The sequence below is a fragment of the Fluviicola sp. genome (genome assembly GCF_039596355.1).
Classification (GTDB): Bacteria; Bacteroidota; Bacteroidia; order Flavobacteriales_D; family Crocinitomicaceae; genus Fluviicola.
On the sequence record NZ_JBCNJW010000001.1, the window covers coordinates 77,716 to 93,121 of the forward strand.

Below are 15,406 nucleotides of genomic sequence, written 5' to 3' on the forward strand. Positions count from 1 at the left end.
AATTTTGAATTATGAGATTTACACTACTCTTTTTTTTACTGCCGGTTTTAGGATATTCTCAGGAAAATAAAGTGGACGATTGGTTCTTTTCGGCAAAAGGAAAATCGGGTTTTTTGGCGGCACATCACGGAACGATGGGACATTTGGCGAAGGATCGGCTTTTTGCCGGGGAATTCTCTTTCGGAAAACGTGTTCGTTCCAAAAATTGGAGTCAGGAATACCGGAATCCATATATCGGGGGAACACTTTACGGATCGAACCTGGGAAACCGGAAAATCCTGGGATACGGCTTCGGAGCATATGGGTTTATTGAATTTCCCTGGTCACGCAGCGAAAAGCATGTGTTTACCTGTAAACTGGGAGCCGGAGCGGGAATCATTACCAAAGTGTACGATCCGGAGAAAAATCCGAAAGATGTAGCGATGAGTACCTACCTGAATGCCATCATTTGTTTGGGAATCCAGGGACGCTGGTACATCAAACCGGAACACGCATTGATCTATAGCCTGGATTTGACGCACTTTTCCAACGGAGCGAGTAAAGTTCCCAACCTGGGGGTCAACATGCCGTTTATCGGTTTGGGATATGCCTATACCTTCAAAAAAGAAGAGCACACGAATATCATTCCGGAAACGTTCGAACGCGTACCGTTCTTTAAAAGCTGGAATGCTTCCCTGGTGGGAATTATCTCCGATAAAGAAAATTTCCCGACGGGTGGAAAGCGTTACCCGGTTATTGCATTGAGTGCGATGCTGCACAAACAATTCAAACCGAAAGTCGGGATGGAAGTAGCGCTGGATATCATTTCCAAACAGTCTATTATGGGCTACCGGGATTACATTCCGAAAACACAATGGTCTATTCTGCAGATCGGAGGTTTTCTCGGGTACAACATTCCACTCGATAAATTCCGCTTTGTGATCGGGATGGGAGCATACATCAAAGACCGCTACAACCCGGACGATCTATTTTATCACCGCGTGGGTATGCGCTACCAGTTTCAGAACGGATTGTTGCTGAACCTGGTGTTGAAGTCTCATTGGGCAAAAGCCGATTACATCGAATATGGAGTCGGGTATACGTTTAACTATAAATCAAGATACCATGCGAAGTAGTTTGCTGCTTTTGCTGTCGCTGGCAGTTGTTTTCGCCTGCAAAAAACCGGAAAACCGTACCTGTTTTAAATTGAAAGGCGAGGATACGACCAAAGAAATTGCATTGGAGGATTTTAACCGCCTGGATTTGAGAGAGCATGTCGAATACGTGATTATCCAGGATTCCCTGAACAAAGTGGTGCTTTCCGGGGGTAAAAACCTGCTGAACCTGATTGATGTGACGGTGTCGGATGGTTTGCTGACGATTGAAAACAGAAACCGCTGCGGTTTTTTACGCAATGCAAAGAAAGTGGTCGTGGCAGAAATTCACTGTACGGATCTGATCAATATTCGTTTCATTGGTACGGAACCACTGACATGTCGTGGGGCAATCAATACCGATTATTTTACCTTCTACTCCCGCGATGGAGCAGGGGATGTCAATCTGAATATCAATGCCCTGTATATCGATGCAGAAGCAAATCACGGCTGGTGTAATTTCACGCTCACAGGAACGGCGCAATCGGCGCGGATTTGTGCCAAAAGCAACAGCTATTGCGATGTGACAGGCTTGCAGGTGAGCGATTCCATTTATGTGGCGTCCGAAACGGTCGGGAATATGAAAATCAATGCAGATAACCTCGTGATTCACGGTTACATTACCGAGTCTGGAAATATTCTGTACAAAGGAACGCCGCTTGGAGTGGATGTACTCTTGAACGGAACGGGGAGTGTGAAGCCATTATAGTTGAAATAAAAAAGTCGGGGCGAAAATTTTTTCGCCCCGACTTTTTTATTTGATTTCGTTTATTTTCCTCTTTTTAGCTGCATCAGCACTTTAAATGCTTTGTCAACGTGATCTTGTTTTACGATGATCGTGAATTCATTTGCTGTGGAAACGATCTCAACAATGTTTAGTCCCTCCCAGGCTAAATGCTTCAGGATGTAGTAATAAATTCCATACACTTCTGAGTTTACTGCCGGCAGTTTCACCGTAATGGAAGCCAGGTCGCGGGTATGTGATTTCAACCGTTCGTTGATCAATAAATTCTCAACGCGTTGTGAAATGCTTTGAGAACAGATCACCGTTGTTTCAGTGACACCGCGGCAAATGGTATAGAAAATATCAGATTCGGAGTTTACGAGCTGAACCAGATCCGCTTGTTTTAAGCGCAGAGATTCAGTGTTTTCAAACGTAAAATCTTCCAGGTTTGAACGAACAAGGAAGTCACCCAGTTCGCCAATGATATTCGTGATTTTGATATTTAAACGGTGGTATAGTCCAGGAGACATGCGCTTGATAGCCATCACAATTGCTCCCTCTTTGACCTCTTTTCCGAGTGCTTCTTCAATTTCGGGTTTGATTTTGCGTGCTAACGAAGAAATGTTGATTAGGTCATCGGTCATTGCTTCACGTAAAAACGGGCTTCTACCGATGATTTCCTCTGTTATTTTTCCAATTGATAACATATTTTGGTTTGAATTAATAGGTGTGCAAATTTACACAATTGCAGGTAGAAAAGTCCGTTAAAATGTTAGATTTTATACAGAATGAATAAACTATTGATTTCAATGAAGGAAACTGAATATTTGATGAACATTCTGTTTGACTAAGATTATGAAGCAATTAAATTGGTAAACCTTAGTTATCGTTGGTGTTAAGAGGTTGTTTTATTTTTAACAATGCCCAATACATAGGCCAACTGCTCCTGTTCGTCCATGTCAGAATTGTCCACTACAACTGCGTCTTCGGCTTGTGTGAGCGGGCTGATGGCACGCGTGCTGTCGATGCGGTCGCGGTGTTTCAGGTTCTCAAGAATTTCTTCCAGGCTGTTTGTTTCACCTTTGGCCTGGAGTTCCAGGAAGCGTCTTTTAGCACGGATTTCAGGTTTTGCAGTAATGAAAAGCTTCAGTTCAGCTTTCGGGAATACCACCGTTCCGATGTCTCTTCCGTCCATCACCACGCCACCGTTTCTGCCCAGCTCCTGTTGTTGTTTTACGAGAAATTCACGCACTTCACGGATGGCTGCAACTTCGCTGACGATATTGGCGACTTCCAGCTGACGGATCGCATCCGAAACGTCTTCTCCGTTGAGTAAAACCGCTCTGTTTCCGTTTTGGTCCGCATCTCCGAACTGAATGGTAATCCGCGGAAGGGAATCCACGATGCAGGACAGATTGATTTTGTGCGCTCCCAAAACACAACCGTTTCTAATCGCGTACAAAGCAACGCAGCGATACATCGCTCCCGAGTCGATAAAAGTGTAGTGTAACTTTCGGGCCAGTGCTTTGGCCAGGGTACTTTTTCCGCAGGAAGAAAAGCCGTCGATTGCGATCGTAATGTGTTGCTCTGAATGCATGCTGCGAATTTAACTGAAAAGAATGAAAACCTTCGTTTCCGGGCATAAAAAAGGCCCGTCAGATGACGAGCCTTTATATTTTGTTAGATTTCTCTAAAGATTAGAATCTCCAACCCAAACGGAACATTCCCATTACGTTGTTAGAGAATCCGCTTTGTTTCATTTCGTTACCTTTGTTAGAAACAGTAACACCAGCTGAAGTTACAGAAGCTGTTCCTTCTTTAACAGTGTACGTGTTGAAACCAAGACCTAACTCAACTCCTAAGTAGAAGTTTTCAACGAAGTAGTAATCTGTACCAGCTACCAAACCAATACCGAAACCACCTGTTTTTTGCTCAGACTTCTCAGAGTAGTCAGTTGCAACCCAGTTAGCACCGTCTGTTTGAGTACCTTCAGTTGTAGCTTTACCCATACCGAAGTTGATATCCAAACCTGCGTAAGGAGACAATTTCTCAGTTCCTTTGAAGTGGTATTCACCTCCGATTCCGATAGTTGTTGTTCCCAATTTAGTTACGTAAGTTCCAGAGTTTCCAGAGTTGTCAACTTCGTTTTCGAAGAAGTTCTCAGTTCTTTTTGCACTGCTGAATCCTAAAGACAAACGAACAGCGATCTCGTCAGTTACGAAGTAACGGAAACGCAATCCCGGAGCAACGATAGATGGAGTAGTACCTCCGTTAGTTGTTCCGTTCAAGTTAACTGCAGAAGAGTTACCGAATCCGAAAGCAGACAAACCAGATACTGTTCCTTCCAATGACATTGGAGCTCCTTCAGTTGGCTGTTGAGCCATAACAGCAGTAGATAAAATCACACCACCTAAAAGTAAACTTAACTTTTTCATGTTTTAAATTATTATTGGTTTGGGCAAATTTACGTATTAAATAGATTCAGGTTGCAAAAAAATGTTAACAGATTTTAGTGAATAACTAAGGTGTTCGTTAAGGATGTTGGTTAGGTCTTTGTAATCAGCAGGTTGCCGGCTATTTTTTGGAAAGCAAAAAATTGAGGGTTAATCCGTGCTGGCTGCCTGCCGCGGAGTAGATATACCAGCCGTAGTCGATGCTGAAACGTTTGAATGCCATTCCTGCTCCGAAACTGAATCCTGCCAAACCACCTCTTCCGGTAATGGCAAGTTCTTTTCTGCGCTGGTAATCGAATGCCGTACGGATCTGCAATTTTTTTCCGATCAGTACTTCCAGCTGGATTTTAGCGTGGCGTGCCAGGTTTTCGAGGAATCCGGCATTTTTAACCTGGATGGTGTCTCCTGTTAGGGGATCAACACGTGGTTTGGCGTTCGGGTCCACATAGGAGATATTCCATTTTTGTAAATGTTGCGCCACCAAACTGATTCTGAAAGGAGCGTGTCTTAATTTATGAGAAATCCCAAGTTGTACTTCCAGCGGAAGCGGATTCTTGACGTTTGTATATCCTTTCCACTGAACTCCCAGGTTCTTGATCACACCGACTACATTGATGTTGCGGGCGCTGTCACGGTAAAGTCCGGCAATATCCAGGCTGGTTCCGAATGCGGTGTAAGCATCCAGCTGCGAATAAAGCAGGTTCAAAGTAGCTCCTACCGACATGCGTTCGTTGAAACTGCGCTGACCGCTTACTCCGAGGATAAAATCTCCGGGAGTAAACGTTCCCAGGTTCGTTCCGTCAATATCTGTGCGATCCATTTTTCCGTAAGAAGCGTAACGGAAATGAACCATTCCCATGGTTTTATTCATCTTGCGGGCATAGGTCAGGGCGCCGGTATTGACACCACTGGCCATAATAGACTGGTTGAATCCGAACCGTCCGTGCATTTGATAATTCAGAATAGCGGGGTTGTTCAATCCCAGGTTCTGGTCGTTGTCGTAAATCGTAATTGCATCTCCGCCCAAAGCCATCGTCCGGGCATTGTACTGAGAATTTAAGTTCTGAAAAGCATGAACTCCTCCTGTTTGTGCCAATGAAACAAAAGGAAGAAAGGTTATGAATATGAGTCTCAGTTTGTTTTTCATATGTGGCAATAACGATTAATTTTTGTCTTCATTGTTCAAATCCGATCTTTTTCCGAATTCAATGACCTCCATTTGTTCAATTTTATCTCCGTTTATTTGGAACCGGAGTGCCGTTTGAATCGAGTGGAATCCTTTGTTTCCGCAGGCTCCCGGGTTCAGCCACAGCAGGTTTTTGCTTTTGTCCTGTTGCACCAGCAATATGTGTGAATGCCCGCAGACAAAAATATGGGGTTTGGTTTCGCGGATCAAATCCGATGCATGCTTGCTGTATTTTCCTGGTCGGCCGGCAATGTGCGTCATTGAAACAACTACGTCTTCTACCTGGAAAATCTGGTCTTCCGGGAATTCGGAACGGACGTGCTGATCGTCGATGTTTCCGTAAACCGCCCTCAATGGTTTGAATGCTTTTAAGCGATCCGTTACTTCAAGATTCCCGATATCGCCGGCATGCCAAATTTCGTCCACATCTTTGAACAATTCAAAAACGCGTTCGGGAAGAAAGCCATGCGTGTCCGATAATAAGCCAATCTTAACCATTCCAAGAATTAGAGTCCTCACAAAGCTACACAATTTAATAAAAGTCCAGATTGAAAATAGAGAATGGGCAATTGAAAAGAGCAGAACCTTCATTCCATTCGTAATTCGGCTTCATAATTCGTAATTAGTAATTATATTTGTCCGTTAAACAAGCAAAAATTGGTAAGCATGGCTACGAAAACAGCTTCAAAACCATCAAAAACAACAAATAAAAGTGCACTGAAAAGCACGGCTAAATTCTCCAAAGAAACATATATCAAGTGGTATAAGGATATGCTTTTGATGCGTCGTTTTGAAGAAAAAGCAGGACAATTGTACATTCAGCAGAAGTTTGGAGGTTTTTGTCACTTATATATCGGTCAGGAAGCAGTGGTTGCAGGAACGGTTAGCGCTTCCCGCCCGACGGATAAACACATGACGGCTTACCGCGATCACGCTCATCCGATCGGATTGGGAACAGACGTTCGTGTGCTGATGGCAGAGCTGTATGGTCGTACTACCGGATGTTCGAAAGGAAAAGGTGGTTCGATGCACTTCTTTGATAAAGAGAAAAACTTCATGGGTGGACACGGAATCGTTGGGGCGCAAATCCCGATGGGAACAGGTGTTGCCTTTGCAGAAAAATACAACGGAACAGATAATGTGGTATTCGTTTCAATGGGTGATGGGGCTGTACGCCAGGGAGCACTGCATGAAACATTCAATATGGCGATGAACTGGAAATTACCGGTAATCTACATCATTGAAAACAATAACTACGCGATGGGAACATCCGTAGAGCGTACGACCAACGTAACAGATTTGTCTAAAATCGGAGCTTCTTACGAAATGCCTTCCAAATCAGTAGACGGAATGTCGCCGGAAGCAGTTCACGAAGCAATTGAAGAAGCTGTTGCACGTGCAAGAAGAGGAGACGGGCCAACGTTGCTGGATATCCGCACGTACCGTTACAAAGGACACTCCATGTCTGATCCGCAGAAATACCGTACGAAAGAAGAGGTGGCAGAGTGGATGGACCAGGATCCGATCGAACATTGTTTGAAGATGATCCAGTCTAACAAATGGCTGACAGATAAAGAAATTGAAGAAATTGATGCATGGGTGAAAAAAGAGGTAGAAGAATCAGTGACCTTTGCTGAAAACTCGCCTTATCCGGATGCAGATGACTTGTATGAAGACATCTACCAGGAGCCGAACTACCCTTATATTATTGAATATTAATAGAATCTAATAGAAGAAATCGCAGATGGCTGAGATTATATACATGCCCAAATTGAGCGACACCATGACAGAAGGTGTTGTTGCTGAATGGCACAAAAAAGTTGGCGACCCGGTTAAATCAGGTGAATTGCTGGCTGAGATTGAAACAGACAAAGCTACGATGGAGTTCGAATCTTTCTACGACGGGGTGTTGTTGCACATCGGGGTGGAAAAAGGAAAAACAGCTCCTGTTAATTCCCTGCTGGCAATTATCGGAAATGCAGACGAAGATGTGAAAGCATTGATCGCAGGTGCTGGTTCGGGATCTGAAGCTCCGGCTGAGGAGAAGAAGGAAGAAGCAAAACCTGCAGCTGAAGAGAAAAAAGCAGAAGAAGTAAAAGCTCCTGCAAGCGCTCCGGCGGCAGCGGCTCCTAAAGCAGCAACTCCGGTTGTTTCAAATGTATCAAACGGACGCATCCTGGTTTCTCCGCTGGCGAAAAAACTGGCAGAAGAAAAAGGAGTAGATCTGAGCTTTATTACAGGAACAGGAGAAGGTGGAAGAATCACCAAACGCGATGTAGATCATTATGTTCCTTACGATGCGCCTGCAAGGCCTGCGGCAGCTTCCGGAGCGGCAATGAGCGAATCATTCGTAGACGAGCCGATCTCTCAAATGCGTAAAACGATTGCACGCCGTTTGGCTGAATCCAAATTTACAGCACCACATTTCTACCTGACGATTTCACTGGACATGGATAATGCTATTGCAGCACGTAAAGCCATGAACAGCCAGGAAGGTGTGAAAGTATCTTTCAACGACATGGTGATCAAAGCAGTAGCAATGTCACTGCGTAAACACCCTGCAATCAATTCATCCTGGTTGGGAGACGTGATCCGCAGAAACAGTCACGTACATATCGGAGTTGCAGTTGCGGTTGACGAAGGTCTTCTGGTACCGGTGGTTCGTTTTGCAGACGGTAAAGGCTTGACTCAGATCGGAGAAGAAGTGAAAGTACTGGCGCAAAAAGCAAAAGAAAAGAAATTACAACCGGCAGAGTGGGAAGGAAATACCTTTACGATCTCTAATCTGGGGATGTTCGGAATTGAGCAGTTTACTGCCATTGTGAACCCGCCGGACAGCTGTATTTTAGCTGTAGGAGGCATCTCCCAGGAGCCTGTAGTGAAAAACGGACAAGTTGTTCCGGGGAATATTATGAAGGTAACCCTTTCCTGTGACCACAGAGTGGTTGACGGGGCAACAGGAGCTTCATTCCTTCAGACATTCAAGCAATACATGGAAAACCCAGTAATGATGCTGGTTTAGAAATTGATAAATCAATTAAAAATGCCTCCCGAAGCGGGAGGCATTTTTATTTTTCCACATATTTTTTAAAATAAATAGCTCGTATTCCATTTATTGTTACATCTTTGTTCATCAAATAAAAGAATATGAATAAAGGAACTGTAAAGTTCTTTAACGAAACTAAGGGTTTTGGTTTTATTAAAGAAGATGAGTCAAACAAAGAATACTTTGTACACGTATCAGGATTGGTTGACAAAGTAAATGAAAACGATGCTGTAACGTTTGACCTGGAAGAAGGAAGAAAAGGATTAATGGCTGTGAACGTAAAACACGCCTAATTATATACGTATTTTCTTTGCGGAACCTCATTTGTCAACTGGCAAATGAGGTTTTTTTATTGAATGATTTCCGTTGTTTGTATGAAAAGCGCTTTTCTCCCAGGATCAGCAATACCTTCAGCTTCGGAATTTTTGAGGTGTGAAGGGTAGATTTATCCAGCTGAATGCAATACCCGAAAGCTGCCACCTGTTTTTCATTGAAATACCGGTATGCTTTCCGGCGGCTCAATTCCCGGTGAATGCGCTGTTGAATCTGCTCGTATGTATAGAAATCAAGCGGAACTTCTTCCGGCTCCGGATCTTCTTTTGTTTTCTTTGGTTTTGTTTTTCCTTCATACAAATTGAACCCACCTTCCGGACCATTTTTGTTGTAGTGAAAATGGCCTTGCTGTTTCACCAGCGGAATTTCAAACGAAACCACTTCAATGAGTCCGAAACTGCAGCTGGAACCAAAGAAAATGCGCCGGATTCGTTTTTCCAGCCGTTTCTTCCGTTCATTTCCGGTCGGCATAATCACATGAATCTGCTTCACACACAACGTTGCCAACTCCGTAAGAACCAGGCTCTGTCGTAAAGTGTCGGCCCGGTTGCGATCCGCCTTTTTCAGGAGTTTGTTCAGCAGTTGTTCAACTTGTTCGGTCGAATCGGAGAAATAGTTGTATTTCCCCGAAGCACTGGCATCTGCCTGAAAAGAAAAAAGCGAGTCCCTGCGTGGCAACTGGCACTGCGCATTTCTAACGAACTCGCTTTGAGCAAAGCAGCCGATTGAAAACTGAACGAATAATATGAAAAAGAACCGTCTCATAGAACAGAAAGAATAGCTGAAGAAACTTCATCGGGAGTTTTGTCGCGGATATCGATCAGTGTAATGTTCTTCACCCGTTCTCCTTTCAATGCCTTGGCAACTCCCAGTTTTTTATTTCCCAGGTCAAACACCAGGTAAGAACTCTTGAAACAATTAACCGGCTGTGCAGACAGCGTTTCGAGGTAGAAATTCTTAATCGGATCAACGGTAATTACCTGCGGCGGTGTATCGTGTTGTTTTCCTTCCTGATCAATGAGTTGTGGAGCTGTCTGTACCAGGTAATCTCCCGGTGTTCTTTGGAAAAAATCACAGTTCACCAACCCGAAACTGGCCAACCCGAATTCCAGGCGTCTGGGATCGTTCAGCATGGAAGGATTGTTCGACTGGTTGATCATCGCTATCGCACGACTGATGAGTGACAAACGCAATTGTTCCTCAGCGGTCTCTAATTGACCTTCGATGCTGTTTTCATAAGCGGTTAACTCTTTTTGATCTCTCGTACGTGCCGTTTTGAAACCCGTTTCGAACCGTTGGGTGTTGCGCTGAATGTGTCTGTTTGAACTTCCGCTCAGTGCCACCGGAAGATTCACAACCGAATCGCGGTATTGGAATACCAGCCGGAAATTGTCGTGGGCCGGATCGGGGATGAGTTTCAGGTTGTTTACCAGGCGCGGAATGAACCGTTGCGATTCTGCTCCGGAGAATTTTTTATTCCGCCAGCCGAAGGTTTCCTTTTTCATGATTTTCAACTGCCGCTTCATTTCCGGACTTACCAGCGTATCAATCACCCATTTTTGTTTGGTCATGGTTTTCCCCACGTGGTTGTTCCGGTTTTGGATCACCATTGCATTGTTTTTTCCTACGGAAAGGTATTTGGAATAAAGCGTGATTTGAGTTCTGTCGAGACGTGAAAATTTCGGGTAAAGGGAGAAAACACGTTCGTTCACTGCTCTGGGAACCATCTTTTTGAGATCCAGTTGGTTGATGGAGTCCGTGATGCGCTTGATGCGTTCGTTCAGGTTGGTAGAGCTCACAGTATCCGAAAGCGTTTTCCATTGGGAAGTCCGGTCATTGAAAGCATACAGTCCGCCGCTATTTGCAGGTTGCAAATCTCCCACTGAAACCTGGATGAGGTTAGACGGATCGGGTTTCAGGACTTCGTTGTTCGCGCCTCTGGCTTCAAACCGAAACATGCCGTTAGAAGCAAAAATCTCTTCCTTGCCGTTTTCATTGAAAGTCATCGGAATTCCAGCAAGCGCCGTCTGAATGGCATCTGCATAAACAGTTAGTTCCACGGAAACCGGGCCGGAGTAGGGCATTCCGGATTGAGTCAGGAAGGCATTTTTCGGGATGTTCATCGAGACGTTCTTTTCGCTGATTGAAGTCTCCTGGTTCGATGGAATAGTGAACGTTTTAGCTGGAATCGTGATCAACGGTTCTACCCGGTTTGCGCTCATGCGTTCCGTTATTTCGGCTGTTTTGCTGATGATGCGGGTGTCCGGAAGTTCCTGTTGCAAGTTAGCTACCTGGCTTTTCGTGAACGCCGTGTTGACAACATCCAGTACCGCCAGTTTTTTCAACGCATACAATCTTGGAATCTGCGCCGGATCAATCTCGTTTAATGTCAGCGTGCGGAGTTTCGGAAGGTCTTTGAGTGCTTCGGGCAGAACAGATGCCGTTAATTCGATGTTGGCAACATCCCGGAAATCAGAAGCATTTTCATTGGAAAGCCAGTCGGGAGAATGACTCAGTCCCACTTTCCGGATAGCGGAAAAACGTGTGAAATCAATCGAAGACGGTCGTTGTACGTGCGACAAATCGAGGTGTTCCAGGTTCATTCGGGATAAGTGTTGAATGCTTTTCGAACTCAATTGATTGCCGTCGATCGCCAGTTCTTTCAAGCGTTTGTTTTCGGCAAGTGTTAAAATCAGGTCGTTGCAGTTGAGCGAAGGATTGGAATGGATATCCAGGTTTTCGAGACTCCACAAAGCGCCCAGTTCATTTCCCTGAAGCTGAATCTGGTTATTGGAAGCGTTGAGCACTTTCAGTTTGGACAGGAACAGGATTTCCACCGGGATGGAATTCAATTGATTGTTGGAAACATCCAGTTGCAGCAGGTTTCCCAGGGATTGCAGTCCCGACCACATGAAAAACAGGTCGTTGTAGCTCAGATCGAGTTTCTCCAATTGAGGAAAAGCCTTCCCGATCGCACTGATTTTCCACGGATTGTAGCTGCAGTGAGACAAATTGAGCTCCTTCAGATTCGGAAGGGAGGTTGTTACGGAGATTTCCGTCACAGGATTGTACGACAAATCCAGCACCTTCAGCGAGGTGAAGCGGTTGAAACTGCTGTCGAGGATCGAAAAGGAAGCATTGCTCAAATGGAGTTCTTCTACTTGAACCGGTGAAATCCGGGCTTCTTCGAGCGAAAAACAGACTTTGCATTGTGAGAAAACGCAGTGACTTGCAAAGAGTGAAAGGACGGTGATTAACTGCTTCATGCGATTGTATTTTCAGGATTAACATACCCAGATGTCAAAATAGTATTCCGGGTAAACACATTTTTGAAAGAAAAAGAGCAAACGATGGATTTCGTTGAATATTGACGGTGCTTGAAGAAACAACGTGTCACTTTCAATAGGGTAGATTTACAGCAAGTATTTTTATTTACTTTGTACAAAAAGAAACCATGAAACACATACTAACGGCCTGTATTTTACTACTCTGCCTGTCATCCTTCGGTCAGTTGAAACTGGAGGGAAGCCTGGAATTCGATTCCCAGGGAGATGTCACCGTGAAATCTGTTTACCCGCTTGGAAAAAGAGGTTTTCTGGCCCTTGCTTTAAGCAATGAATCCGAAGAGCAGAAATACCAGCTGATCTCCTTTTCGGCAAATCTCCAGGAAGAAACAACCGTTGAGTTTACGATGAACAAGCGTACCAAAAACCATGGAATGCTTGTAAACCAGGATTCCACGGAATTTTCGTTTTTGTATGCTTCCCGGTCTTCTTGGTTCGTGAAAACATTTTCTACCGAACGACAGGAACTTACTGAAAAAGAATTCAAAAAACAGAACGCGAGTTTTGTTCCCCTTAATTTCCTGGTACTGAAAGATAAAATCATCATGAACGGATTGCTGCACAGACGTCCGCGCCTGCTCACGCTGGATATTCGTACCGGACAGGAAGAATTGCTGGAAATTCCGGAAATCAAAGCGGTCGGTTCCATCGAATCCATCACGCTGGACGAAAATAAGGAACGCGCAGTCATTTTCTTCCGCAGGGGAAAAGACCAGAAAACGAGTGCCATGAACCTGGTCTTTTTGGATGAAAACGGAGTCTTTTCTTCGCCGCTAACCCTGGAGAAAGATTCGGAGTTTTCGATTATCGACGGACAGGTGACCTGGATCAATAACGAATCGTTCCTGCTTGCCGGAACCTATGGATTGGGGCATTTGTCCAAAATGGCGGCGGGCTACTATTTTTCCAAATGGGAAAACAACGTGCAGCAGTTCATTACCTATCATTCATTTACGGAATTCAGGGATTTTACCAAATACCTGCCGACGCGCCAGGTGAAATCGATCCAAAAGAAAAGTAAACGCTCCAATGCATCGGATTACGTGGAGAATATGGTTGAACTCCACCCGGTTTACCTGACAGATTTCGGTTACCGGATGATCGGGGAAGTCTATGTGCCGACCTACCGCTATGAAACGAGAACGTATATGAGCTCGAACGGAAGAATGAGTACCCGCACGGTGCGCGTTTTTGACGGATTTGAATATACCCACGCTGCCATTTTGGATTTGGATGAAAAAGGAGAGAAGATCAACGATTTCTGTTTTATCCTGAACCTGGAAATCAAGCCTTACAAACCCATCCGGAACCTGCGTGTTTATGATGATGCAGCCGGAGATATGAAAATGGTTTATGCGCAGAACCACAGCCTGGTGATGAATGAAATCGTAGGAAATGAAGTGGAAACGACCGAAATAGGGGGGATTCGTGCCGATATGGACGTAGAGGGGCGCAGTACCAACTTTGTCCGTTGTGTTTACTGGTTCGGAAATACGTATATGATCTACGGAGTTCAGACCGTTTTGTCGGATGACGAAAGCGATCATTCAAGACGGGCTAAGAAAAACCGTCCTACGGTGTTCTTCGTGAAGAAAATGTCCTACAACGATTGATACGCAGCGAAGTTTCTGGATGGTATGTTTTTTGTGAGAAGTTACGTTCTGAAAAGCGACTATGAAACACCTGTTGATACCTCCAATTTTTGCCCTGTTCTTGTGCTTCACCGCGTCTGCCCAGTTCCGCACGGAATCAAGTATGCAGTTGAGTGGGATGGATGAGAAAACCGTGTTGTCGATTCGTCCAATTGGCAGAAAGGGATTGTTAATGTTATTGCGTGATAAGAAGGAAAAATCCTGTAAACTGCTGTCTTTTTCAACCGGACTACAGAAAGAAGCGGAATTACCCATTCATGTGGATGGATCGTGGAAAAACCTCGGGCTTTTTGCAAACGAAGACTCCACGTCATTTACCTTCCTGTTTGTTGGCAAGTCTTCCTGGTTTATAAAGACCTTCGACACCCAAAAGCGAACGCTTACGGAAGAAACCTACAAGATGCTGGACAAAGATTTTGTAGTGAGAGAGTTGGTGCGGTTTAAAGATAAAATGGTGATTAGTGGTTTATTACACTGGCGTCCGCGCATGCTGGTGCTGGATCTCCGAAGTGGAATTCAGGACATTCTGAAACTGCCGAACATGAAAAACAAGGGAAATGTGGTGTCTATGACCACTGACAGCGGGAATAAACGGCTTGCAATCTTTTTCCGGAAAACAAGATCTAAAAAGCGCGGTGAAATGAACCTGGTTTTTATGGACGCAGACGGAAAACTTTCGTCGCCTTTCTTTCTGGAAAAAGATTCCCGCTATGTGATTATTGACGGAAGCGTGACCTGGATTGATGAGGGATCGTTCGTACTTGCCGGAACCTATGGTTTATCCCGTTTCTCCAATCATGCCGCAGGATTTTTCTTCTCCAGGTGGGAAAATTACGTCCAGCAGTCCCTCCAACACTATTCTTTCAGCCGGTTCGAAGACCATTTGGATTATCTGCCCGAAGATCACCGGAAAATAGTGGATGTGGAGAGGCAGCACCCGAATGTGGAGAATTTTGTTCAGAATACGGTTGTATTTCATCCGGTGTATGCCATTGATTCGGGGTATCGCTTAATCTGCGAAGTATACTACCGGAAAGAAGAATATGTGACCACGCAGACGAAAAATCTGAAGGGAGAAATAGAAGAAAAGACCGAAAAAGTGTTCGTTGGGTATGAATACACCGATGCGCTGGTTTTAGACCTGGATGAAAAAGGAAATAGAATCGGAGGGTATTGTTTTCCAATCCATCTGGAAAGGCGTCCCCGTAAAGTTTCCGCGAAGTTGTGGGCGCTTAAAAGTCGATCCGGTGAGTTACAAATCATCTATGCCTATCCCAATGGTTTGATGATACACGAAATCAAAGATCATCAGATCAGGACAAAACGTATTGAGGAACTACAGGAAGAAATTGCTATTCCTGACCGTATCACCAATAATGCCGGATTGATATATTGGTACGGTAACAGTTACCTGTTTTTCGGAAACCAGATGAGTACTGAATACGAGGAGGGCTTGTTCCGGGACTACGAATGGGTTACAGGAAGATTTTATTTTGTGAAGAAAGTCACCTATACGCAGGAAGCATTTCAATGAA

General features: G+C 44.6%; 14 protein-coding genes. 7 read left to right on the top strand and 7 right to left on the bottom strand.

Translation table 11 applies throughout. From position 1 onward, the window contains the following. Nucleotides 1-11: 11 nt before the first annotated feature. Entirely contained in the window at nucleotides 12-1,115 is a 1,104-nt protein-coding gene (locus ABDV94_RS00265; protein ID WP_343603770.1) for an acyloxyacyl hydrolase, read from the top strand. Next, nucleotides 1,105-1,842 carry a DUF2807 domain-containing protein gene (locus ABDV94_RS00270; RefSeq protein ID WP_343603772.1) on the top strand — a complete coding sequence of 246 codons (738 nt, stop codon included), beginning with the start codon at nucleotides 1,105-1,107 and terminating at the stop codon, nucleotides 1,840-1,842. The genes ABDV94_RS00265 and ABDV94_RS00270 overlap by 11 nt, the downstream gene beginning before the upstream one ends. Nucleotides 1,843-1,901: 59 nt before the next feature. On the opposite strand, the gene ABDV94_RS00275 is transcribed toward ABDV94_RS00270, so the two are convergent. From ABDV94_RS00275 to ABDV94_RS00295, 5 genes are all read right to left on the bottom strand, one after another. Further along, entirely contained in the window at nucleotides 1,902-2,564 is a 663-nt protein-coding gene (locus ABDV94_RS00275) for an aspartate kinase (RefSeq protein ID WP_124746298.1), read from the bottom strand. Between the two features lie 188 nt (nucleotides 2,565-2,752). Beyond that, nucleotides 2,753-3,454, bottom strand: a complete 702-nt coding sequence (gene cmk / locus ABDV94_RS00280; RefSeq protein ID WP_343603775.1) for a (d)CMP kinase — start codon at nucleotides 3,452-3,454, stop codon at nucleotides 2,753-2,755. Nucleotides 3,455-3,554: 100 nt separating this feature from the next. Beyond that, the gene (locus ABDV94_RS00285) at nucleotides 3,555-4,292 is read right to left on the bottom strand and encodes an OmpW family outer membrane protein (RefSeq protein ID WP_343603777.1); all 738 of its coding nucleotides are present in this window, start codon (nucleotides 4,290-4,292) and stop codon (nucleotides 3,555-3,557) included. Nucleotides 4,293-4,431: 139 nt separating this feature from the next. After that, a complete protein-coding gene (gene porQ, locus ABDV94_RS00290; protein WP_343603779.1) occupies nucleotides 4,432-5,457 on the bottom strand; it encodes a type IX secretion system protein PorQ in 1,026 nt (341 codons plus the stop codon). Nucleotides 5,458-5,472: 15 nt separating this feature from the next. Beyond that, nucleotides 5,473-5,994, bottom strand: a complete 522-nt coding sequence (locus tag ABDV94_RS00295; protein WP_343603781.1) for a metallophosphoesterase family protein — start codon at nucleotides 5,992-5,994, stop codon at nucleotides 5,473-5,475. A gap of 168 nt (nucleotides 5,995-6,162) precedes the next feature. Between ABDV94_RS00295 and pdhA the strand changes: the two genes are divergently transcribed. The 3 genes from pdhA to ABDV94_RS00310 all read left to right on the top strand — a co-directional run bounded on the left by pdhA (nucleotide 6,163) and on the right by ABDV94_RS00310 (nucleotide 8,835). Continuing rightward, a complete protein-coding gene (gene pdhA / locus ABDV94_RS00300; protein WP_343603783.1) occupies nucleotides 6,163-7,215 on the top strand; it encodes a pyruvate dehydrogenase (acetyl-transferring) E1 component subunit alpha in 1,053 nt (350 codons plus the stop codon). A 25-nt stretch (nucleotides 7,216-7,240) separates the two neighbouring features. Beyond that, a complete protein-coding gene (locus ABDV94_RS00305) occupies nucleotides 7,241-8,518 on the top strand; it encodes a pyruvate dehydrogenase complex dihydrolipoamide acetyltransferase (protein ID WP_343603785.1) in 1,278 nt (425 codons plus the stop codon). A gap of 125 nt (nucleotides 8,519-8,643) precedes the next feature. After that, nucleotides 8,644-8,835, top strand: a complete 192-nt coding sequence (locus tag ABDV94_RS00310) for a cold shock domain-containing protein (protein WP_343603787.1) — start codon at nucleotides 8,644-8,646, stop codon at nucleotides 8,833-8,835. Nucleotides 8,836-8,869: 34 nt separating this feature from the next. On the opposite strand, the gene ABDV94_RS00315 is transcribed toward ABDV94_RS00310, so the two are convergent. Both ABDV94_RS00315 and ABDV94_RS00320 read right to left on the bottom strand, forming a co-directional pair. After that, nucleotides 8,870-9,640 carry a hypothetical protein gene (locus ABDV94_RS00315; protein WP_343603789.1) on the bottom strand — a complete coding sequence of 257 codons (771 nt, stop codon included), beginning with the start codon at nucleotides 9,638-9,640 and terminating at the stop codon, nucleotides 8,870-8,872. Further along, a complete protein-coding gene (locus ABDV94_RS00320; protein WP_343603791.1) occupies nucleotides 9,637-12,141 on the bottom strand; it encodes a leucine-rich repeat domain-containing protein in 2,505 nt (834 codons plus the stop codon). Before ABDV94_RS00320 ends, ABDV94_RS00315 begins: the two co-directional genes overlap by 4 nt. Before the next feature lie 188 nt (nucleotides 12,142-12,329). Here ABDV94_RS00320 and ABDV94_RS00325 point away from each other — a divergent pair, with 188 nt between their 5' ends. Beyond that, the gene (locus ABDV94_RS00325; protein WP_343603793.1) at nucleotides 12,330-13,832 is read left to right on the top strand and encodes a hypothetical protein; all 1,503 of its coding nucleotides are present in this window, start codon (nucleotides 12,330-12,332) and stop codon (nucleotides 13,830-13,832) included. A 61-nt stretch (nucleotides 13,833-13,893) separates the two neighbouring features. Further along, on the top strand, nucleotides 13,894-15,405 hold the full coding sequence (locus ABDV94_RS00330; RefSeq protein ID WP_343603795.1) for a hypothetical protein: 1,512 nt from the start codon (nucleotides 13,894-13,896) through the stop codon (nucleotides 15,403-15,405). Nucleotide 15,406: the final 1 nt, after the last annotated feature.